This window comes from Halomonas caseinilytica, assembly GCF_001662305.1.
Taxonomy (GTDB): domain Bacteria; phylum Pseudomonadota; class Gammaproteobacteria; order Pseudomonadales; family Halomonadaceae; genus Halomonas; species Halomonas caseinilytica.
This window is the reverse complement of record NZ_BDEP01000017.1, coordinates 272243-294311: the sequence shown is the minus strand read 5'-3', so window position 1 is coordinate 294311 and position 22069 is coordinate 272243. Positions and strand designations below refer to the sequence as shown.

The following is a 22069-nucleotide window of genomic DNA, read 5'->3' as shown; positions in this document are numbered from 1 at the left end:
AAGGATGCGCGATGCTCGGGATGAAGCTCTGGCCCGGCGCTGGCGGCGCTGGCTCGGTCGGGCCCGCTACCTGGCCGAAGAGGCCTATTCGGCCCCTTACCGGGGCGCCATCGCCCGGGCGCGTCGCGATGAGGACGACCTGTTCATGCTGCTGGTCTTCTCTGAGCTGATGGGCATGCCGAATCCGGTCGGCTACTACACCCTGGAGCTGCAACCATTGTTGATGGAGCGCTTCCACGACTGGCATCAGCGGATGGGCATGGAGCGCTCGCCGCTGGACGACTTTCGCTGTTGCTGAGTGTCGAGCATGCCGGATGAATCGTTGAGAGAACTGCTCGAACGCCGCCTGCTTTGGGTTGGCGGCAAGGGTGGCGTCGGCAAGACCTCGGTCGCCGCCGCGCTTGGCGTACTGGCCGCACGGCGAGGGCGTCGTGTCCTGGTGGCATCGACGGACCCCGCCCACAGCCTTGGTGACGTTTTCGACACGTCGTTGGGTGATAGCCCCCGCCGCGTTCAGCCGGGCCTGGATGCCATGGAGATCGACCCGGATATCGAGGTCGAGGCTCATCTCTCCCGGGTGACGGCGCAGATGCGCCGGTACGCCGCGCCGGGCATGATGGACGAGCTGGAGCGCCAGATGCGGTTGTCGCGACAGTCGCCGGGCACCCAGGAAGCAGCCTTGCTGGAACGCCTGTCGCGATTGATGACCGATGACGAGGCTCCCTATGATCTGATCATCTTCGACACCGCGCCCACCGGGCACACCCTGCGCCTGCTGAGCTTGCCGGAAGCCATGGCCGCCTGGACCGATGGCCTGCTGGCCCACAACCGCAAGTCCGAAAAGCTGGGCAAGGTGTTCGATCATCTGACGCCCGGCTCCGGCCGAGACCTGGATTCGCCATTCGACGAGGGTGCCGAAGGCAAACGTGACAGCCTGGATACGCGCACTCGGGACATCGCCGAGACGCTGCTGGCGCGTCGCCGTCTCTTTCACCAGGCGCGACGGCGGATCGAGGATGCCGAAGCCAATGCCTTCCTGTTCGTGCTGACCCCGGAACGCTTGCCGATCCTCGAGACCGGACGTGCGGTGAGTTCGCTCGAGCAGGCGGGCATTCCGGTCGCGGCGGCGCTAGTCAACCGCGTGCTGCCGGAGAACGCCGATGGCGATTTCCTGGCGGCGCGGCGTCGGCAGGAGGCGAGCTATCTGGCGCGCATCGATGAGGACTTCTCACACCTTCCGCGGCCGCATTTACCCTGGCTGCCTTCGGATGTGCAGGGACTGCCGGTACTCGAGACCCTGGCCGACCATCTGGAAGACGAGGGGTTGTGATCTCGGCGAGTATCCTGCCTTTCCCTTATGCCGATGCCTTCCGAGAGTCTGACGATTTATTCTCTTGAAACATATTGAAGTCGAAATCATGAGTCGGATAATGGATGCCTCTAAACCCCAGTAGTGGAGTCAAGTATTATGTGGCGGTCCATGTTGACGACGGCATTGCTGGTGCTCGGCATATCACCGGCCCTGGCGGCTGATGTTCCGCCTCTGGTGACGGCCGACTGGCTGGCTCAGAGGCTCGGCGACGATAACCTGGTGGTGCTGGACGTTCGGTCCGGTATCGATGATGGCGGCGATCGCGGCAGTTTCGAGGCGGGCCATATCCCCGGCAGTCTCTATAGCAGTTATACCGACGATGGCTGGCGGGAGACCCGGGATGGCGTGTCCGGTCTCCTGCCGCCGATCTCCAGCCTGGAGCGGCTGATCGGCGGCCTGGGCATCGACAACGACGATACCGTCGTCATCGTGCCGGCAGGTACCGGACCGACGGATTTCGGCAGCGCGGCGCGTGTCTACTGGACGTTCAAGGTGCTGAGCCATGATGAGGTGGCCATTCTCGATGGCGGCTTCGCCGGCTGGCAGGCACAGGGACACGAGGTGGCGAGCGGCACCTCCAAGCGTCCGGCATTCGCTGACTTTCAGGGACAACTGCGCGAGGACTTGCTGGCCACGGCCGATGAAGTGACGTCGGCGCGTGAACGGGGCTCCCAATTGGTGGATGCCCGGCCCGCCGATTACTTCCGTGGTGAAAACCAGTCGCCGGCCGCCACGGCGCCGGGCACCATTCCAGGCTCGCGCAACTTGCCGCACCAGACCCTGCTGGGGGAAAGCCAGCAAGCCTGGTACCTGGATCAGGGCGTGATTCAATCGCGCATTCGCGAGGCCGGGCTTCAGGGCGACAGGCCCACGGTATCCTTCTGCAATACCGGGCACTGGGCGGCGACGGACTGGTTCGTGCTGAGCGAGATCGCTGGGTTCGAGGATGTGTCCCTCTACGATGGCTCGATGGCCGAGTGGACGCAGGACGAGGAGCGTCCACTGGCCGTTGCCAAGCGTGGCCTCGGCAAGGTGCTCGAGATCTTCGGGCTGGGTAGCTGAGCGATGGCGAGAAGTCTTTCAATCCCTTTCGCCTGCGTCATCGCAATGGAGTCTTTCAAGGTGAGAAGCGCATGAGTCAAGTGGCAAGTGCCGCGCCGCCGGTGCGTGAGGCGGGCGTGGATCGTTTCGTGGTGGGCCTGGCGCTGCTCGGCATGGTGGTCCTGGGCGGCCTGATCTACCTGGAGACCGCGCCTTTTCTGCTGGCGCTGTTCGCCATCGGCGGTTTGCTGGGGGTGGCGCTCTACCATGGTGCCTTCGGTTTCACCGCGGGCTGGCGCAACCTGGTGACCAAGAAGCGTGGGGCCGGCATGCGCGCTCAGCTACTGCTGTTCGCCCTGACCGCTCTGATCATGGTGCCCCTTCTGGGGAGTGGTCGTGAAAACATGATCGGTGCCGTGGCTCCGGTGGGCACCTCGTTGGTCGTCGGTTCCTTCCTGTTCGGCATCGGCATGCAACTCGGTGGTGGTTGCGGCTCGGGTACCCTGTTCACGGTGGGGGCCGGCAATCTGCGGATGCTGGTCACGCTGCTGTTCTTCATCATCGGGGCGGTGATTGGTTCGATCCATTTGCCCTGGTGGCTCGACCTGCCGGCGGTGGACCCGATCAGTCTCATCGACAGTGTCGGCGTGACCGGCGCCATCGCCGTTCAATGGCTGGGACTGGGCGCGGTGACGCTCTGGGTCAACCGCATCGAACGCCGCGCCCATGGCGAAATCGAGCACGGCGAGCTGCGTCTTCTCCCGGCCGAGGGAAGGGCGTGGCGAGCCCTGTTCACGGGGCGCTGGCCCTTTCTCTGGGCGACCCTGGTGCTGGCCGTCGGCAATGCCCTGACGCTGCTTATCGGCGGTTCGCCCTGGGGAATTACCTTCGCCTTCAACCTGTGGGGGGCCAAGGCGCTGCAGGCGGTCGGTATCGACATGGGCCAGTTCGAGTTCTGGAACTGGGCCTATCCCGCCCAGGCGCTGTCCGACTCGGTGCTTGTCAATATTCCGTCGGTCATGAACTTCGGCCTGCTGCTGGGGGCGATGCTGGCGGCCGGGATGGCGAGCCGTTTCAACGAGGCCAGTCGACAGAAGCCACAGGGGCGCCCCTTTCTCGCCGCGGTGGTGGGTGGTCTGCTGCTCGGCTATGGCGCTCGCCTGGGCTTCGGTTGCAATATCGGTGCGCTGTTCTCCGGGCTAGCCTCGGCCAGCGTGCACGCCTGGGTGTGGTTTGCCTGTGCTTTCGCCGGTTCGCTGGTGGGTATTCGCCTGCGGCCCTGGTTCCGTCTGGCCAATTGATCACGAGGAGAGACGACCATGTCGGATGCCTATAAGCGTCACCGTATCGTCGGGATCCTGCTGGCCATTCTGGTGCTGATCCTCGTCGATCACCTGAACAGCCCCACCTTTGCCTTCAACATGGGCGATGGGCGTGCCAAGACCACGTTGATGCAGCGGGACGCCAGTGCCTGTGCTCCCTGCGGTGCGCCCTGTCCGTCGACGCGCGAGTAGTTGGCCCTGCTTGCGCGGGCATTGAATCGCTTTCCTAGATATCGACCTTGTCCGGGTATTCGCACAGGTCTTCAATCACGCAGCTTCCGCAACGGGGCTTGCGCGCCACGCAGGTGTAGCGGCCGTGCAGGATCAGCCAGTGATGCGCATCCTTGCGAAATTCCTTCGGCACGTAGCGCAGCAGCTTCTGTTCCACCTCGTTGACGTTCTTGCCCTTGGCCAGGCCGGTGCGGTTGGAAACCCGGAAAATGTGGGTGTCCACGGCAATGGTGGGTTCGCCGAAGGCGGTGTTGAGGATCACGTTGGCCGTCTTGCGGCCGACGCCCGGCAGGGCCTCTAGGGCGGCGCGTGAACGGGGCACCTCGCCGCCGTGCTTGTCTTCCAGGAGGCGGCAGGTCTTCATCAGGTTCTCGGCCTTGGTGTTGTAAAGGCCGATGGTCTTGATGTGTTCCTTCAAGCCATCCAGGCCCAGCTCGAGGATGGCCGCGGGCGTGTTGGCGACCGGAAACAGCCGTGCGGTGGCCTTGTTGACGCCCACGTCGGTCGCCTGCGCGGACAGCAGGACGGCGGCGAGCAGTTCGAAGGGCGTGCTCCAGTTGAGCTCGGTGGTCGGCTCGGGATTGTGCTCGCGCAATCTGACGAAGATCTCGTGGCGTTTCTGAGCGTTCATGACAGATCGGTTCCGGGATGATCAGGACGGGCGGGAGAGAGCGTCGCGAGCCTGCTCGAGCATGCGCTCGGCGCGTTCGAGCTGATGGCGGGCGGCGTCGATGGCGTCGTCGTCGCCCTGACGCTGAGCGTGCGCCAACTGCTGGCGGGCACGACGCCGAGCTTGCTCGGCGGCATTGGCCGCGAAACGCCGCTGGCGCTCGGCCGATGTCGTCGGGGTAGCGCCTTTGGTGCCTTCCAGCTGACGGTCGATATCGGCGAGACGTGAGCGCAGATCATGGGCGCGCTGCTCGAGCGACTGGCGTTCTTCGGCACTGAGTTCATCGCTTTGCCGCTGGCGGTCGAGGCGCTTGAGGCTGGCAAGCAGGCTGACCCTGGTCGTGCGCAGATTGTTCGAGGCACTGGCTGGTGTGCCGCCGGCGCCTGCGTCCGGGGATGTACGGCGTATTGCCTGACGCTCGGCGCGGCGGCGTCGCTTTTCTTCGGCCTGGCGGGCCAGCCGCCGGTTGCGCGCTTCGTGGCGCTGACGGCCGAGTGTCGCGCGTTTCGCCAGGTAATCACGTCGCTGTTGCGCGTCTTCGGCGGCTTGCCACTCGGGGTGGGGCAGCAGGTCGATGCAGTCGACCGGGCAGGGCGCTACGCACAGTTCGCATCCGGTGCACTCGCTCTCGATCACGGTATGCATCTGCTTGGCGGCGCCGAGGATGGCGTCCACCGGACAGGCCTGGATGCACTTGGTGCAGCCGATGCACTCGTCCTCGCGAATTCGCGCGACCAGCGGTGACTGGGCGGGCTGCTCGAGCGGCAATGCGGAGCGGCCGGTCAGCTCCGCGAGGCGCACGACGGTCTCGTCGCCGCCGGGCGGGCAGCGATTGATCGGCTCGCCTTCGGCGATGGCCTCGGCGTAGGGACGACAGCCATCATGGCCACACTTGCCGCATTGGGTCTGCGGCAGCGTGGCGTCGATGGCCTCGATCAGGGTCGGCTGTTCCGTCACCGCGCAGGCTTACCTTACCCGTTGGCCGGGCTGCGCGCCGGAATGCGGTTCGAGCAGGTAGATGCCGTCGTCGTCGCCGGCCGCCAGCACCATACCCTCGGAAACCCCGAAGCGCATCTTGCGAGGCGCCAGGTTGGCGACCATCACCGTCAGTCGGCCTTCCAGCGCCTCAGGGGCGTAGGCGGAGCGGATGCCGGCGAAGACGTTGCGGGTCTCGCCGCCGATATCCAGCGTCAGGCGCAGCAGCTTGTCGGCCCCCTCGACATACTCGGCCTTGGCGATCCGCGCGATCCGCAGGTCGACCTTGGCGAAGTCATCGAAGGCAATCTCGTCGGCGATCGGGTCGTCGGCCAAGGGGCCCTTGGGCGTTGACTTGAGTTTCTGTTCTTCCACCAGGTCCTCCTTCGACGCCTCGATCATGGCGTCGATGCGGTCGGTCTCGACACGTGTCATCAAAGGCTTGAACTTGGCGATCGCGTGATCCAGCAGCAACGTATGGCGGCTTTCCCAGGACAGGCTGTCGAGCTGCATGAAGCGCCGGGCGTCTTCGGCCATGGCCGGTACCACGGGCGCCAGGTAGACCATCAGCTGACGGAACAGGTTGATGCCCACCGAGCAGATGTCGAGCACCTCCTGCTCGCGACCGTCCTGCTTGGCCAGCACCCAGGGCTCGGCATCGGCGATGTAGGTGTTGGCCTCGTCGGCGAGTTCCATGATACGGCGCATGGCGCGGCCGAATTCCCGCGTCTCGTAGTGCTCGGCGATCTCGTCGCCGGCGGCGATGAAGCGTGCCAGGCGCTGGGGCTCGGCACAATGGGCGGAGAGCTTGCCGCCGCCGAGCTTCTTGATGAAGCCGGCGCAACGGCTGGCGATGTTGACGACCTTGCCGACCAGGTCCGAATTGACGCGCTGGGCGAAGTCCTCAAGGTTCAGGTCCAGGTCGTCGACGCCGGCGGTGAGCTTGGCGGCGAAGTAGTAGCGCAGGTATTCCGGATTCAGGTGCTCGGCGTAGGTGGCGGCCTTGATGAAAGTGCCGCGGGACTTGGACATCTTGGCGCCGTTGACGGTCACGAAGCCGTGACAGTTCACTGCGGTGGGCGTGCGCAGCTCGGCGCCGTGCAGCATGGCCGGCCAGAACAGGGCGTGGAAGTAGACGATGTCCTTGCCGATGAAGTGGTAGACCTCGGCCTCGGAATCGCTGTTCCAGTAGGCGTCGAAATCGATGCCTTCGCGATCGCAGAGGTTCTTGAAGCTTGCCAGGTAGCCGATCGGCGCGTCGAGCCAGACATAGAAGTACTTGCCGGGAGCGTCGGGAATCTCGAAGCCGAAGTAGGGAGCGTCACGGGAGATGTCCCATTCGTTGAAGCCGGATTCGAACCATTCCAGCAGCTTGTTGCGGATCTGCGGCTGTACATGGCCGTCGTTGATCCACTCATGCAGGAAGTCGGCGAAGTCGGGCAGCTTGAAGAAGTAGTGGGTCGAGCTGCGCACTTCGGGCGTGGCCCCGGAGATCGCCGAGACGGGATCGATCAACTCCGCCGGGGTGTAGGTGGCGCCACAGGCCTCGCAGTTATCGCCGTACTGGTCCTCGGTCCGGCACTTCGGGCAGGTGCCCTTGATGAAGCGGTCGGCCAGGAAGAGCCCCTTCGCCGGGTCGTACATCTGCTCGATGTCGCGGGTGGCGATATGTCCCTTGTCACGCAGCCGGGTGTAGATCAACTCGCTGAAGTAGCGGTTTTCCTCGGAGTGGGTCGAATGATAGTTGTCGAAGCCCACCCCGAAGCGGGCGAAATCCGCCTGGTGATCGCGGGAGACCCGGTCGATCAGCGCCTCCGAGGTGATGCCTTCCTGTTCGGCGCGCAGCATGATGGCGGTGCCATGGGCATCGTCGGCGCAGACATAGTGGCAGTCGTGGCCACGGCTCTTCTGGAAGCGCACCCAGATGTCGGTCTGGATGTATTCCAGGAGATGGCCCAGGTGAATGGCGCCGTTGGCGTAGGGCAGGGCGCTGGTGACCAGGATCTTGCGCTGAGCGGTATTCGACATGGCGACGTTGGGTTTCCCGTGAAGCGTGACGTGGCGACTCGACGTCTTCCGGAGCCGGAGTCGCCACGAGAAATGTCCGTGAAATCAGGGCCTCGATTGTAGCATCTTCCGTGCTGGCTGCACTCGCCCGGTGCTCAGGGGTGGCGATAGACGCCAAAGTGGCGCAGGCCGCGGTCCTGAAGGTGCAGTGCCTGCATGCGGCTCATCACGCCCTGATCGCAGAACAGCAGATAATGGTGGTTCGTATCCAGGCTCGGAGCGCGCTCCTGGAGCTCGTAGAACGGAATCTGCAGTTGCGGCACCCGGTCGAGTTGCAGTGGCGCTTCCTCGCGCTCCTGGGGGGCGCGGATGTCGATCACGCAAGGGGCGTCGACGTTGTCGAGCGATGCCGGCGAGTCGATGATCAGCAGCGCGTCGTCGGTGACCGGGGCCGGGCGCTCCATCAGGCGATTGCTGCGGGTGGTGACGGCCTGCTCGATGGCGGCGTCCAGAACGCTGAAATCGAAGTCTGTCTCGGCCTCGGCCACCTTGGCCGGATCGGCCTTGACGTGGGGGCGCTTGGAGATCACGCCGCAGTATTCCGGCATGACCTCGGCATGGCGGGCGGTATCGATCTGGCGTGCCTGGTCGATGATCGCTTGCTTGTCTTCGGTGAGCAGCGGGCGAAGTATCGGCATCGGGCTGGCCGCGTCGATCAGCGCCAGGTTGGCCAGCGTCTGGCTGGAAACCTGGGCAATGGCGTCGCCGGTCACCAGGGCCGGGATGCCGGCGCGCTCGGCGATCCGGCTGGCGGCACGCACCATCATGCGCTTGAGCACCACGCCCATCAGGCCGTCGGGAATGGTTTTCAGGATCTCGCCCACCACGCCCTCGAAAGGCACCGAGATGAAATGGACATTGTGCGAGGCGCTGTAGCGCTGCCAGAGGTGATGCGCCACCTCGCGAACACCGGCCTCGTGGGCGGGGCCGCCCAGGTTGAAGAAGACGAAGTGCGACTTGACGCCGCGTCGCATCATGCGCCAGGCTGCCACCGGGGAGTCGAAACCGCCGGAGATCAGGCTCAGGACCTGGCCCTGGATGCCCATGGGAAAACCGCCGAGTCCCGGCCACTTGTCGCGGATCAGCTGCAGGCGGTCATGGGTGATCTCGACCGGCACGACAACCTCGGGGGTGGTGAGGTCCACCTGGGCGTCCGGTGCTGCCTCGAGCAGGCGGCCACCCAGGTAGCGTTCGATATCCATCGAGGTGAAAGCGTGCTGGCCGCGTCGCTTGGCCTTGACGCGAAAACGGCGTCCGGCAATCGATGGGCCCCAGAGCGGCACGACGTGTTCGGCAATCGAGGCCAGGTCGTCGACCTGGAGTTCCTCGGCGGCCAGGATCTCGTGGATACCGGAGATCCGCGTCAGGGCGCTTTCAGCATCCCTTGCTCGGGCGGGGGCCAGCCCGGGCGACAGCCGTACCTGAATGGCATCCCAGCGCCCACGGACGCGCACGCCCTCGTCATGGCGCTTCAGCGTGTTGCGGATATTGGACGTCAGGCAGCGCGTCATCTGCTGGCGCACTGAGCGAGACTTGATGGTGATCTCGGGGTAGAGCTTGATCAGGTAGGTCATGCGGCGATGCGAGCAGTAAATGTCGCGGCATTCTACCAGTCGAGGCGTGGTTGCGCAGGCCCTCTGCTGAGCGAGGGCCGTTCCGCTGGTGTTGCGCGCTTGGCTTGGGGTGCTTAGTAGAGGGCCTGTTCCTCGCTCACGACTTCCTTGAGCAACTCGAGGAACAGCTTGTCGGCTTCGGAGTGGTCGGCGGGATCGTCCGGGATGTGCACGCTGGTGGTCTCCGAGATCCGATTGGCGATACGGGCCATGACATCCGACTGCTCGCCTTCGCTGAGCTCCCGACGCGCGATCTCCAGGGATTGCTCGGTGATTCGGGGGTCCTGCAGCAGTTTCTTGATGAAGCCGCGTAGCTCATTGATGACACGGGTTTTCTGAATCTCCGATGAGGACATGGCGTTCTCCTTGTACGCGACGGTCATTACCTTGCGGCACGATATCATGATTGGCACCCGGGATGGCATCTCTCGAGTGCAAGTATCTTCTGGCGCCGGGCCGGCCCCATGGCCAACCATGGGCCTGCGTTCAGCCCTTGCCCGGTCCTTGCCAGACCCGCAGGCGGCCCACCCAGGTCAGCGAATGTGAGGCGTCGCGAAGCGCCTGGGCGGCATCGTCGAGACTCTGGCCCTCGGGCAGGGCGTGGAGGTAGATCGAGACATCGACATGATCATCGATGTAGTGCAGGTCCAGCGCCACGCGATCGTGCCAGGCCGCGATGCCATGCCAGGCCTCATCCAGAATGCCTTCGATATCGGCACGCAAGGGCAGGCCGGGGCGCAAGCTGTGTTCGGTCTCGCCGGCATCGTCCTGGGGGTCGATATGGAAGGTGACATCGAACAGGTTGGGGAAGACATCGCGCAATCGGCGGCTGACGGCGTTGCCGATCTCGTGGGCCTCGGAGACCGTCACTCTGGGGGGCACCACGATGTGCAGGTCGAGCAGCACTTCGCCCCCGATCCGGCGCGTACGGAGATCGTGCACGCCTTCGACGCCGGGGACCTGCATGGCGGTGTCGTGGAGGGTGCGCTGGTCATCCTCGGGCAGGGCGGTGTCGACCAGCTCCTGGCCGGACTCCCACAGCAGGCGGCCGCCTACCTGGCCGACCATCACGCCGACCACGATGGCCGCGGCGGCATCCATCCAGCCGATCCCGACCTGAGAGGCCAGCAGGCCGATCAGCACGACCAGTGTCGAGAGAGCGTCGGAGCGGGAATGCCAGGCATTCGCCTCGAGCAGCCGTGAGTCGATGTGCCTGGCGATGCGCAGGGTATAGCGAAAGATCCACTCCTTGGCCAGCAGGGCGACGAGGGCGACGCCGATGGCCCAGAAGCCGGGCGCCGTGGAGACATCGCCGGACAGCAAGCGGGTCAGGCTGGCCCAGGCGATGCCGCCGGCGATGAAGATCAGCATGCCGCCGAGCCACAGGGTGGCCAGGGTCTCGATGCGCCCGTGGCCATAGGGGTGGTCGTCGTCCGGCGCCTGGCGGCCGAAGTGAGTGGCTGCGATCACGAAGAGGTCGGTGACGATATCGGAAAAGGAATGAATGCCGTCGGCGATCAGGGCCGCCGAGCCGACCAGCCAGCCGGCGACCAGCTTGGCCAGGCCCACCACCAGGTCGATAGCGGCGCCGATCAGTGTGACCTTGTGGGCTTCGCGGGCCTGTGTCGAACGCTCCTGGATGGCGGTCATGGGGCGTCACTCCCTGGCGGCGCGGTTGCGTACCGGATTGGCGTACTGAGCCAGCCACCAGTCGCGCAGTTCCTCGGGAACGTCGGCCAGGCGAGCCTGGAAGCGGGCGCGGTCGGCATCGGTGACCTCGCTCATGTCGAGCAGGTGCGGGGCATCGCCCAGGGCCTCGAGTGCCAGAAAGTGGCTGGGAAACAGATGATAGCCCGCGAGTACCTGGCGGTCGATCTCCTCAGCCACGGCTTCGGGAGTGTCGAAGTCGGCGTTCAGCGGGGTGCCGAAACGCAGGTGCACGCGGCCTTTCTGGCCGGTGATGCCGGCGACGATGGAGCGAATGTCCTCGAATTCGCTCTTCTCGTAGTTGCCGCTGGCGTTGACGGCGTGCAGTTCCCGGGCTTTCTGGATATCGCAGGGATCGTATTCGTAGCTGATCGATACCGGCACCAGGCGCAGTTCGGCGATGGCGTCACCGGTGCTTGCCTGGCGTTCGGCGCCTCGCCTTGCCATGGTCAGCATCTTGATGATCGCCGGGTCGGTCTGGTCGATGCCGTCCTTGGCGCGGCCTTCGCGCTGGGCCATCCAGATCGAATGGTTGTCTTCGATGATGGAGTGGCGAATGTAGGCGGAAAGCTTCTGGTAGGCGGCCAGCATGGCCCGTTTGCCGCGAGCACTGCGTGGCACGATGAAGCTCTTGTTGAGGCGCATCAGGTCATTGACGTATGGCTTCTGGAGGAGATTGTCGCCGATGGCGATGCGCACCGTGTCGCGTTCCGCGAGATAGAGGGCGTAGTTGACGAAGGCCGGATCGAGCGAGATGTCGCGGTGGTTGCCGATGAACAGGTAGGCGGTTCGCGGGTCCAGCTGCTCCAGGCCATCGGCGCGAAAGTCTGTGGTCGAGTTGCGGATCATGCGCTGCATGTAGCCGGCGATGCGGTCCTGAAAGGCCCTGATGTCGCTGACGCCACGCACCTCGCGGCGGATGGCGACGCTGGCAATGGTGCGGGACAGGCGGGGCATCAGCCGGGCCAGGCGTGGCAGCCGGAAGCGGGTGAGGGCATCCAGCAGCTCCGGATCCCTGGCCAGCCGTGCGAGGACATCGGCCACCTCCTCGTCCTGGTAGGGGCGAATCTCGGCCCATGGATCGTCGGAGAGTGTCGCTTGCGTGTTGTTCATTGGATGCGGCCGTGGTCGGTGTCGGTCATGCGGATGGGGCGTCATGGGTCGAGTTGGCTTCCCCGCCCAGCCAGACGAGCAGTCGCTCGATGCTCTCGGCCAGTGCCTGGGTCATCAGCAGGAAGTCGGTCTCCAGTCGCACCAGGGCGTCGTCGCCATCATCCGACTGGGAAGCTTCGTCGAGCAGGGCATCGTCGAAATTCAGGTTCTTTACGGCCAGGTCGTCATGCAGCACGAAGCTCAGCCGGCCTTCGATGGCCAAGGCCAGTCTGCTGGCCTGCCGGCCGCCTTCGAGCAACTGCTGGATTTCATCGCTGTCCAGATCCACCTGGCGGGCGCGGAGCACCCCGTCATCGCCCTTGGCCTTGAGTTCCACCTGATCGCCGAGCTGGAGGTCGGTGGGCCGTGAGGCCGGGTCGCCCAGCCAGGTCGTCATGGCGCGCATGGGCAGCGTCTGACTCGCCAGAGGCGTGACGCGGAGACTGCCCAGGGTCTCGCGCAGCAGGTCGAGCACTTCTTCGGCTCGCTTGCGGCTGCTCGTGTTGACCGCGATCAAGGCTCGTTGCGTGTCCCACCAGAGATCGACTTTCTGGCTGCGCACAAAGGCGCGAGGCAGCAGTTCCTCGTAGATCTGTTCTTTGAGGGTGAGCTTTTCCTGGCGCCTCAGCTTGCGACCTTCAGCGGTCTCGAGCGCATCCACGCGCTCCTCGAGCTCTTCGCGTACCACGGCGGCCGGCAGGAGCCGTTCCTGGCGCAGGGCGGTCAGCAGCCGCTGGCCCTGCAGCTCGTGCAGTCGCTGAGTGCCGGCGCGTCCGGCGGGAGCGCACCAACCAAGGCGACGCGCTTCACTACCTCCCAGCGGACGGAAGGCTTGCGCGTCCAGTGCCGCTTCCAGATCGGCCGGGTCGAGTTCGGGGGCGCCGTGCAGGCGATAGAGGTGCAAGTGCTTGAACCACATGGAGCCTTTCCTGCATGCAAAGGACGCACATTATGGCGAAAGGGAGGCGGCGGTGCCAGCGGCGTACGCGGGAAAGTCCATTCAAACGAGAGTTTGAAAGGGTGGCGAGGGGGTGACTAGAATCAAGGCTTTCTCGACAAGAGGTGTCACGCATGGATTCCCGTTTCTCCACCGTAGGATTGCGTGTCCGGGGATATCACCTGGATGGCTACGGACACGTCAACAATGCCCGTTATCTGGAATTCCTTGAAGAGGGGCGCTGGGCCTATTTCGACGAGCGAACCGACCTGGCGGGTGTCATCCAGCGTGGCGATGTGGCCTTCGTGGCCGTCAATCTGAATATCGACTATCGGCGCGCGGCCCTGGCCGGCGATGATCTGACGGTGATCACCGCTCTTGCCGAGCTCGGAACCCGCAGCGCTCGGATGCATCAGGAGGTGCGCCGCGACAGGGATGACAAGCTGGTGGCCAGCGCCGATCTCACCTTCGTGCTGCTCGATGTGAAGAGCAACAAGGCCGTTGCCATCGAGGGAGAATTGCGTGATGTCATGGCGCCGCTGGTAATCGCGCAATAGCACGCTGCTTTGCCTCGCCCGGAATGGTATGATGTGGCGCTGATATGACGCGCCAGGGAGTCGCCGGAGACTTGACGGAAGGGTGAGGCGCATGACGTGCCGTCAGGCGGGGGCCGAAGGGCTTGCCGCCAGGTGCCTTGCCTTGCCCATGTCGTCGTTTGACGGTGGCGCTCCCTGTGTCACGGCCTCGTGACGCGCTTACCTGTCGCAGTGCAAAGGATTCGACGACCCATGGGTGACATCGCCAGAGAGATTCTGCCAGTCAACATCGAGGACGAGCTCAAGCAATCGTACCTCGATTACGCGATGAGCGTGATCATTGGCCGTGCGCTGCCCGACGTGCGCGATGGCCTCAAGCCCGTGCATCGGCGCGTGCTGTACGCGATGCACGAGCTCGGCAATGACTGGAACAAGGCCTACAAGAAGTCGGCGCGTGTCGTCGGCGATGTGATCGGTAAGTATCACCCTCACGGTGACAGCGCCGTCTACGACACCATCGTGCGCATGGCGCAGGACTTCTCGATGCGTCACGTGCTGGTCGATGGCCAGGGCAACTTCGGTTCCATCGATGGCGACAATGCAGCCGCCATGCGTTACACCGAGGTGCGCATGGCGCGCCTGGCGCACGAGCTGCTGGCGGATCTGGAGAAGGATACCGTCGACTGGGTCGACAACTACGATGGTACCGAGCGCATCCCGGAGGTGCTGCCGACCAAGCTGCCCAACCTGCTGGTCAATGGCTCCTCGGGTATCGCCGTGGGCATGGCGACCAATATTCCGCCACACAACATGGTGGAGGTGATCGATGGCTGCCTGGCCTTGATCGACGATTACACCCTGTCTGTCGATGACCTCATGGAGTACATCCCCGGGCCGGATTTCCCCACCGGGGGCATCATCAACGGCCGGGCCGGGATTCTCGAGGCCTATCGTACCGGCCGTGGCCGCATCTATGTCCGTGCTCGCCACACCATCGAGCATGACGAGAAGACCGGCCGCGACCATATCATCATCACCGAACTGCCGTATCAGGTGAACAAGGCTCGGTTGATCGAGAAGATCGCCGAGCTGGTCAAGGAAAAGCGCATCGATGGCATTGCCGAGCTGCGCGACGAGTCCGACAAGGAAGGGCTCCGGGTCGTCATCGAAATCAAGCGCGGCGAGTCCGGCGAGGTCGTGGTCAACAACCTCTTTGCTCAGACGCAGCTTCAAAACGTCTTCGGCATCAACATGGTGGCCCTGGATGGCGGTGAGCCTCGCACGCTCAACCTCAAGGAGGTGCTCGAGGCATTCATTCGTCACCGCCGCGAGGTGGTGACCCGCCGGACCCTGTTCGAGCTCAAGAAGGCCCGGGAACGTGGCCATATTCTCGAGGGCCTGACGGTCGCGATCTCCAATATCGACGAGGTGATCGAGCTGATCAAGGGCTCGCCGTCGGCCAGTGAGGCCAAGGAGAAGCTGCTCGACAGGACCTGGGCCCCCGGCCAGGTGACCGGGATGCTGGAGCGCGCCGGTGCTACCTCCTGCAAGCCCGAGGACCTGGAGGAAGGCTTCGGGCTGGATACGGCAGGCACGCAATACCGCCTCTCGCCGGCCCAGGCCCAGGCGATCCTCGAGCTGCGCCTGCATCGCCTGACCGGCCTGGAAACCGAGAAGCTGCTCGACGAGTACCTGGGCATTCTGGAGAAGATCGCCGAGCTCACCGCTATTCTGGCGTCCGCCGATCGCCTTCTGGAAGTGATCCGCGAGGAACTGGTGGCCGTACGCGACCAGTTCGGCGAGACGCGCCGCACCGAGATCCAGGCCAGTCACCTGGATCTGTCCATCGAGGATCTGATCGCCGAGGAAGACATGGTGGTCACGGTGTCTCGCTCGGGTTACGCCAAGACCCAGCCGCTTTCCGACTACCAGGCCCAGCGTCGCGGTGGGCGTGGCAAGTCGGCCACGGCCATGAAGGACGAGGACGTCATCGAGCACCTGCAGGTGGCCTCGACCCACGACACCGTGCTGCTGTTCTCCAACCGCGGCAAGGTCTACTGGTTGAAGGTCTACGAGATGCCGGCGGCGAGCCGGGGGTCCCGAGGCAAGCCCCTGGTCAACCTGCTGCCGCTGGAAGAGGATGAGTCGATCAACGCCATCCTGCCGGTGCACGATTACGATCCGGATTGCTATATCTTCTTCGCTACTGCCAGGGGCACGGTCAAGCGCACCAGCCTGGCGCAGTTCTCGCGGCCGCGCAGCGTGGGCCTGATCGCCATCGACCTGGAAGAGGGCGATCGCCTGGTGGGGGCGGCCATCACCAGCGGCTCCGACCATGCCATGCTGCTCTCGTCCAACGGCAAGGCGATTCGTTTCGAGGAATCCGATGTCCGCGCCATGGGGCGGACCGCACGCGGCGTGCGCGGCATGCGCCTGCTCGATGGCGCCGAGGTGATCAGCCTGATCATTCCGCGCAGTCAGCATATCGATGCCGAGGATCAGAACCGCGAGGAAGCAGGCCACGACGAGACCCTCGACACAGGGCAGATCTATATCCTCACCGCCTCGGAGAACGGCTACGGCAAGCGCACTCGCCTCGAGGAATTCCCCTTGCGCGGTCGCGGTGGCCAGGGGGTGATCGCCATGCAGACGAGCGAGCGCAACGGTTCTCTGGTTGCCGCCATGCAGGTCTACGCCTCCGACGAGATGATGCTGATCACCGACAAGGGCACTCTGGTGCGCACGCGGGTCGATGAGGTCTCCATTTCGTCGCGCAACACCCAGGGCGTCATGCTGATTCGTCTGGGCGAAAGCGAGTCGCTGGTCAAGACGGTCCGTATCGACGAGCCGGAGGCAACGGATGCCGTGGAAGGCGAGCTCGATGAAGAGGCGCCGGCCGGGACGGACGGCGAGAACGACACGACAGAACCCTCGGACGAGTGAAGAAGGACAGACAACGCTGATGACACGTCATTACAATTTCTGCGCTGGGCCAGCTGCGCTGCCGGAAGCGGTTCTGGCGCGAGCTCGCGAGGAAATGCTGGATTACGGGGGGCGTGGCCTCTCGGTCATGGAGATGAGCCATCGTTCCGGCGACTATGTGGCCATTGCCGAACAGGCCGAACGCGACCTGCGCGACCTGCTGGCGATCCCCGACAACTATCGGGTGCTGTTCACTCAGGGCGGGGCGACCCAGCAGTTCGCCGCCTTGCCCTATAACCTGCTGGGTGCCGGCGGGACCGCCAATTTCGTGCAGACCGGTATCTGGGGCAGCAAGGCCATCAAGGAAGCGCGTCACCTGTTCGGTGACGCGGCGGTGGCGGCTTCCAGCGAAGCCAATGGCCATACGGCCGTGCCGCGCCCAGAGGACATCGTGCTGTCGTCGGATGCGGCCTACCTGCATTACACCGCGAACGAGACTATCGGCGGGCTGGAGTTCGACTACATTCCCGGCAACGACGCAGGAGAGCTGCGTCGCCCCGACGGTCGCGAAGTGCCGCTGGCCTGTGACATGTCGTCCAGCATCCTGTCCGGTCCGCTGGACGTGTCCCGCTTCGGGGTCATCTATGCCGGCGCCCAGAAGAACATCGGCCCGGCCGGGCTGGTGGTGGCCATCGTGCGCGACGATCTGCTGGACCAGGGGCGCGCCGACATGCCCAGTCTGTTCAGCTATCGGGCCCTGGCCGAGGCGGGGTCGATGATCAATACGCCGGCGACCTACAGCTGGTATCTGGCGGGGCTGGTCTTCCAGTGGTTGAAGGACGATATCGGTGGCCTGGCCGCCATGAGTGCCATCAACGATCGCAAGGCGGCCAGGCTCTACGCGGCCATCGATGCCAGCGAGTTCTACTCGAACCCGATCGCGCCTCGCAATCGCTCACGCATGAACGTGCCGTTCGTGCTGGCCGATTCACGGCTGGAAGACGCCTTCCTGGCCGAAAGCGAGGAAGCCGGACTGCTCAATCTCAAGGGCCATCGCAGTGTCGGTGGCATGCGGGCGAGCCTCTACAATGCGGTGCCGGAAGCAGCGGTGGAGGCTCTGGTGGACTTCATGGCCGATTTCGAGAAGCGCAGGGGCTGAAACCTGACCCGGCTGCGCCGGGAGCTGTAAGTCATAAGCTTTAAGCTGTAAGAAAAACAAAAAACCTTGTCCCGGAAGTTTCGGGGGTATTTTCTGGCCGGCTTACGGCTTACGGCTTACGGCTTACGGCTTACGGCTGGTATAGGCAAGAATTTGATAATCAGGGGAAACCGATGAGCGACACCCCCAAGGACCTCGAAGGGCTGCGTCAGCGCATCGACCAGCTCGATTCCGATATCATGCGCTTGATCAGCGAGCGCGCCGAATGTGCCCGTAGCGTGGCCGAGACCAAGACGAAGGACGATCCCCAGGCGGTGTTCTATCGTCCCGAGCGTGAGGCCCAGGTGCTGCGTCGCATCATGGAACTCAACGACGGCCCGCTGGACAGCGAGGAAATGGCGCGGCTGTTTCGTGAGATCATGTCCGCCTGCCTGGCGCTGGAGCAGCCGATCAAGGTGGCCTATCTGGGCCCGGAGGGCACCTTCACCCAGCAGGCCTCGCTCAAGCATTTCGGCGAAAGCGCGATCAGCCTGCCGATGGCGGCCATCGACGAGGTCTTCCGCGAAGTGGAGGCCGGTGCCGTCAATTACGGTGTGGTGCCGGTGGAAAATTCCACCGAGGGGGTGATCAATCACACCCTGGATTCCTTCATGGATTCGAGCATGCGCATCTGCGGTGAAGTCGTGCTGCGCATTCACCATCACCTGCTGGTGTCCGACAATACGCGTCGTGACAAGGTGTCGCGGATCTATTCGCATCCCCAGTCCTTCGCGCAGTGCCGCAAGTGGCTGGACGCCCATTATCCGCAGGCCGAGCGCGTGCCAGTGTCGTCCAATGCCGAGGCGGCCAGGCTGGTCAAGACCGAGTGGCACAGTGCTGCCATCGCCGGTGACATGGCCGCCAAGCTTTATGGCCTGACGCGTGTCGCCGAGAAGATCGAGGATCGGCCCGACAACTCCACGCGCTTTCTGATCATCGGCAATCAGGACGTGCCGATGTCCGGCGACGACAAGACTTCGATCGTGGTGGCCATGCGCAATCAGCCGGGGGCGCTGCATGACCTGCTCGAGCCCTTTCACCGCCACCAGATCGATCTGACACGCCTGGAAACCCGGCCGTCGCGCAGCGGTGTCTGGAATTATGTCTTCTTCATCGACTTCAAGGGGCATCGCGACGAACCGCGTGTCGCTGCGGTGCTCGAGGAAGTCCAGGTACGGGCCGCCGAGCTCAAGGTGCTCGGTTCCTTCCCGATGGGCGTGCTCTAGGCATGGCGCATGAGGTTCGTGAGTCCCGACTGCTGATCGTGGGGCTCGGCTTGATCGGCGGCTCTCTGGCGGCTGCCTTGCGTGACGCTGGCTTCGAAGGGGAAGTGCTGGCCTGCGATCCGGATGCCGACGAGATCGCTCGGGGCGTCGAGATGGGCTTGATCGAACGGGGAGACACGCACCTGGCAATGCTGCTCGATGGGGTCAGCATGATCGTGCTGGCGGTGCCGGTGCTGGCCATGCGCGAGGTGCTCGAAACCTTGGCGGAGCAAGGCGTGGCCGATGATCCGTCCGTGGTGATCACCGATGTAGGCAGTACCAAGGGCGTCATTCGCGAGGCGGCGGAAGCGGCGTTCGGTCGCCTGCCGGTCAACCTGGTGCTCGGTCATCCCATCGCGGGCTCCGAGAAGAGCGGAGTGGCGGCGTCCGACCCACACCTCTATGCACAGCATAAGGTGATCCTGACACCGATGGCGACTACCAACCGGCGCGCCGTGGCCCGGGTAAGGTCCCTGTGGCAGGCGACCGGTGCCGAGGTGCTGGAGATGGAAGTGGAGCGCCACGACCAGGTCCTGGCGCGCACCAGCCATCTGCCGCATCTGCTGGCCTTTTCGCTGGTGGATACCCTGGCGCGTCAGGATGAGCGGCTCGAGATATTTCGTTACGCCGCCGGCGGCTTTCGCGACTTCACACGCATCGCCGGCAGCGACCCTGTCATGTGGCGCGATATCTTCACCGCCAATCGCCAAGCGGTGCTGGCTGCCCTCGATGATTTCGAAGCGGGGCTCGCTCGCCTGCGGCAAGCCGTCAGCGACGGTGATGCCGATGCCATGCTGTCGACCTTCGATCGCGCCAGTCATGCCCGACACTACTTCGATTCTCTATTGAACCAGAGCAGTTACCAGGCGGAGTATCAAATGCAAGAACAAACGACGTTGTGCTACCGGGCCGGCCCCGGCGGTGACGTGCGGGGGCGCATTCGCGTGCCCGGCGACAAGTCGATCTCCCACCGTGCCATCATGCTGGGCGCCCTGGCGGAAGGTGTCACGGAAGTGTCGGGCTTTCTCGAAGGTGAAGACAGTCTGGCTACCCTGCAGGCATTCCGCGAGATGGGTGTTGCCATTGAGGGGCCGCACCAGGGGCGCGTGACGATTCACGGGGTCGGGTTGCATGGCCTGCAGGCGCCGTCGGGGCCGCTCTATGTCGGCAACGCCGGGACCGCCATGCGCCTCTTCGCCGGCTTGCTGGCCGGTCAGGCATTCGATACCGAGCTGACCGGCGACGTTTCGCTGACCAAGCGGCCCATGGGCCGGGTTGCTGACCCGCTGCGCGAGATGGGCGCGGTGATCGAGACGGCCGAGGGGGGGCGTCCGCCGCTCAAGCTGCGGGGGGGGCAGGCGCTCAAGGGCATCACCTACGACATGCCGATGGCCAGTGCCCAGGTGAAGTCCTGCCTGTTGCTCGCCGGCCTTTATGCCGAGGGCGAGACGCGAGTGCGTGAGCCGGCGCCGACACGCGATCATACCGAACGCATGCTGGGCGGCTTCGGTTACCGGGTGGAACGTGAGGGCGACACCTGCTGGCTCGAGGGCGGTGGCAAGCTTACCGCGTCGCCCATCGATGTGCCGTCCGATATTTCCTCGGCAACCTTCTTCCTGGTCGCCGCGGCGATCACGCCGGGTGCCGATCTGGTGCTCGAGCATGTCGGTGTCAATCCGACGCGCATCGGCGTGATCAACATCCTGCGCCTGATGGGGGCCGACTTGCGCCTGGAGAACGCGCGCGAGGTGGGCGGCGAGCCGGTGGCCGATCTTCATATCCGCCATGCGCCGCTCAAGGGTATCGACATTCCCGTCGACCAGGTGCCGTTGGCCATCGACGAGTTCCCGGCGCTGTTCGTCGCCGCGGCCAATGCCGAGGGAGTGACCCGGCTGCGTGATGCCGCCGAGCTGAGGGTCAAGGAGTCCGATCGGCTCCAGGCAATGGCCGATGGCTTTGCGGTACTGGGCATCGAGCACCGGCTTTACGATGATGGCATCGACATCATCGGTCATGGCGGCGAAGGGCCGAGCTACGGTGGTGGCCGCGTCGATAGCCTGGGCGACCACCGTATTGCCATGTCCTTCGCGGTGGCAGCGTTGCGGGCCAGTGAGTCGATCACGATCGATGACTGCGCCAATGTGGCCACGTCCTTTCCCGGCTTCATCGAGCTGGCGCGGCGCGTGGGGCTGACCATCGAGGCGCAACAGGAGGATGCATGAGTGAACAGGTCGCGGTCCTGACCATCGATGGCCCCGGAGGCGCCGGCAAGGGAACGATCAGCCGGCTTGTCGCCGAGCGCCTGGGATGGCATCTGCTCGACAGTGGCGCACTCTATCGGCTCACCGCCCTGGCAGCCCTTCGCCATGAAGTGGCACTGGACGACGAACCCGCCTTGGCGCAGGTTGCGGCAGGGCTCGACGTGGTCTTCCTCGCCGAGGGCGGGGAGGGTCGGGTGTTGCTCGAGAGGCGAGATGTGAGTGGCGAGATCCGGACCGAGCAGGTCGGCGATGCCGCCTCCCGGGTCGCCTCGCTGTCCGACGTTCGCACCGCCTTGCTGCAGCGTCAGCGGGATTTCCGCCAGGCGCCCGGCCTGGTGGCCGACGGGCGTGACATGGGAACGGTGGTCTTCCGGGATGCGCCGCTCAAGATCTTTCTCACCGCGTCGGCGGAAGAGCGCGCCAGGCGACGACACCTGCAGTTGCGAGAGGCGGGGGTGGATGCTAGTCTATCGAGTCTTCTAAAGGAGATTCAGGCACGCGATGCACGGGATATGCAGCGCAGCGTGGCGCCCCTGGTGCCGGCCGATGATGCCGTCACACTGGATACCACGAGCCTGACGATACCGGAAGTGGTGGATCGGCTGACGGCATTGCTGGCCCGAGAGGGTCTGATACCGGATGCCTGAGCTCCCTTGCGGCGCCTTCGGCAAGATGTGATGACGTGGATGGGCATTTGATTTCCGTGAGCCCGTCCAGGTCGAACCAGCGCCAACATCCCCGAGGGTAGTCTGAAATGGCCCGCACTTGCTGGTGGTGCGGAGGAAAGCGGCTTCGGTCGC

19 protein-coding genes are annotated in these 22069 nt (G+C 64.5%); 11 read left to right on the top strand and 8 right to left on the bottom strand.

The features are described from left to right. Window positions 1-4 precede the first annotated feature (4 nt). From A9O65_RS13195 to A9O65_RS13175, 5 genes are all read left to right on the top strand, one after another. Complete coding sequence (locus A9O65_RS13195) at window positions 5-298, top strand: cory-CC-star protein (protein WP_064698548.1); 294 nt, start codon at window positions 5-7, stop codon at window positions 296-298. A gap of 9 nt (window positions 299-307) precedes the next feature. Further along, on the top strand, window positions 308-1330 hold the full coding sequence (locus tag A9O65_RS13190) for an ArsA family ATPase (protein ID WP_064702366.1): 1023 nt from the start codon (window positions 308-310) through the stop codon (window positions 1328-1330). A 138-nt stretch (window positions 1331-1468) separates the two neighbouring features. Then, window positions 1469-2434: a sulfurtransferase gene (locus A9O65_RS13185; RefSeq protein WP_064702328.1), complete on the top strand. Its 966-nt coding sequence runs from the start codon at window positions 1469-1471 to the stop codon at window positions 2432-2434. A 71-nt stretch (window positions 2435-2505) separates the two neighbouring features. Beyond that, window positions 2506-3714 carry a YeeE/YedE family protein gene (locus tag A9O65_RS13180; protein WP_064702327.1) on the top strand — a complete coding sequence of 403 codons (1209 nt, stop codon included), beginning with the start codon at window positions 2506-2508 and terminating at the stop codon, window positions 3712-3714. An 18-nt stretch (window positions 3715-3732) separates the two neighbouring features. Further along, the gene (locus A9O65_RS13175; protein WP_013332487.1) at window positions 3733-3927 is read left to right on the top strand and encodes a hypothetical protein; all 195 of its coding nucleotides are present in this window, start codon (window positions 3733-3735) and stop codon (window positions 3925-3927) included. A gap of 34 nt (window positions 3928-3961) precedes the next feature. Here the strand turns inward: A9O65_RS13175 and nth are convergent, their stop codons facing one another. The 8 genes from nth to A9O65_RS13135 all read right to left on the bottom strand — a co-directional run bounded on the left by nth (window position 3962) and on the right by A9O65_RS13135 (window position 13069). Continuing rightward, window positions 3962-4597 (bottom strand): endonuclease III, encoded by a 636-nt coding sequence (nth, locus tag A9O65_RS13170; RefSeq protein ID WP_064698545.1) that lies wholly within the window; start codon window positions 4595-4597, stop codon window positions 3962-3964. Between the two features lie 21 nt (window positions 4598-4618). Beyond that, the gene (locus tag A9O65_RS13165; RefSeq protein ID WP_064702326.1) at window positions 4619-5593 is read right to left on the bottom strand and encodes an RnfABCDGE type electron transport complex subunit B; all 975 of its coding nucleotides are present in this window, start codon (window positions 5591-5593) and stop codon (window positions 4619-4621) included. 9 nt (window positions 5594-5602) lie between these two features. Then, the gene (gene metG, locus A9O65_RS13160) at window positions 5603-7639 is read right to left on the bottom strand and encodes a methionine--tRNA ligase (protein WP_064698543.1); all 2037 of its coding nucleotides are present in this window, start codon (window positions 7637-7639) and stop codon (window positions 5603-5605) included. A 134-nt stretch (window positions 7640-7773) separates the two neighbouring features. After that, window positions 7774-9252, bottom strand: a complete 1479-nt coding sequence (gene thiI / locus A9O65_RS13155) for a tRNA uracil 4-sulfurtransferase ThiI (protein WP_064702325.1) — start codon at window positions 9250-9252, stop codon at window positions 7774-7776. A 113-nt stretch (window positions 9253-9365) separates the two neighbouring features. Continuing rightward, window positions 9366-9647, bottom strand: coding sequence for a hypothetical protein (locus tag A9O65_RS13150; RefSeq protein WP_064698541.1), 282 nt, complete (start codon window positions 9645-9647; stop codon window positions 9366-9368). Window positions 9648-9777: 130 nt separating this feature from the next. Then, the gene (locus tag A9O65_RS13145) at window positions 9778-10941 is read right to left on the bottom strand and encodes a cation diffusion facilitator family transporter (RefSeq protein WP_064698540.1); all 1164 of its coding nucleotides are present in this window, start codon (window positions 10939-10941) and stop codon (window positions 9778-9780) included. A 6-nt stretch (window positions 10942-10947) separates the two neighbouring features. Next, window positions 10948-12111 carry a 1-acyl-sn-glycerol-3-phosphate acyltransferase gene (locus A9O65_RS13140; RefSeq protein WP_064702324.1) on the bottom strand — a complete coding sequence of 388 codons (1164 nt, stop codon included), beginning with the start codon at window positions 12109-12111 and terminating at the stop codon, window positions 10948-10950. A gap of 25 nt (window positions 12112-12136) precedes the next feature. Continuing rightward, complete coding sequence (locus A9O65_RS13135; protein ID WP_064698538.1) at window positions 12137-13069, bottom strand: recombination-associated protein RdgC; 933 nt, start codon at window positions 13067-13069, stop codon at window positions 12137-12139. 152 nt (window positions 13070-13221) lie between these two features. Here A9O65_RS13135 and A9O65_RS13130 point away from each other — a divergent pair, with 152 nt between their 5' ends. The 6 genes from A9O65_RS13130 (at window position 13222) to cmk (ending at window position 21916) form a co-directional block, all read left to right on the top strand. Next, the gene (locus A9O65_RS13130) at window positions 13222-13644 is read left to right on the top strand and encodes an acyl-CoA thioesterase (protein ID WP_064698537.1); all 423 of its coding nucleotides are present in this window, start codon (window positions 13222-13224) and stop codon (window positions 13642-13644) included. A gap of 231 nt (window positions 13645-13875) precedes the next feature. After that, window positions 13876-16566 (top strand): DNA gyrase subunit A, encoded by a 2691-nt coding sequence (gene gyrA, locus A9O65_RS13125; protein WP_064702323.1) that lies wholly within the window; start codon window positions 13876-13878, stop codon window positions 16564-16566. Between the two features lie 19 nt (window positions 16567-16585). After that, the gene (serC, locus tag A9O65_RS13120) at window positions 16586-17704 is read left to right on the top strand and encodes a 3-phosphoserine/phosphohydroxythreonine transaminase (RefSeq protein WP_064702322.1); all 1119 of its coding nucleotides are present in this window, start codon (window positions 16586-16588) and stop codon (window positions 17702-17704) included. A gap of 173 nt (window positions 17705-17877) precedes the next feature. Further along, window positions 17878-18969 (top strand): prephenate dehydratase, encoded by a 1092-nt coding sequence (gene pheA, locus A9O65_RS13115; protein ID WP_064698534.1) that lies wholly within the window; start codon window positions 17878-17880, stop codon window positions 18967-18969. Window positions 18970-18971: 2 nt separating this feature from the next. Then, complete coding sequence (locus tag A9O65_RS13110) at window positions 18972-21230, top strand: bifunctional prephenate dehydrogenase/3-phosphoshikimate 1-carboxyvinyltransferase (protein WP_064702321.1); 2259 nt, start codon at window positions 18972-18974, stop codon at window positions 21228-21230. Continuing rightward, complete coding sequence (gene cmk, locus A9O65_RS13105; protein WP_064702320.1) at window positions 21227-21916, top strand: (d)CMP kinase; 690 nt, start codon at window positions 21227-21229, stop codon at window positions 21914-21916. The genes A9O65_RS13110 and cmk overlap by 4 nt, the downstream gene beginning before the upstream one ends. Window positions 21917-22069 lie beyond the last annotated feature (153 nt).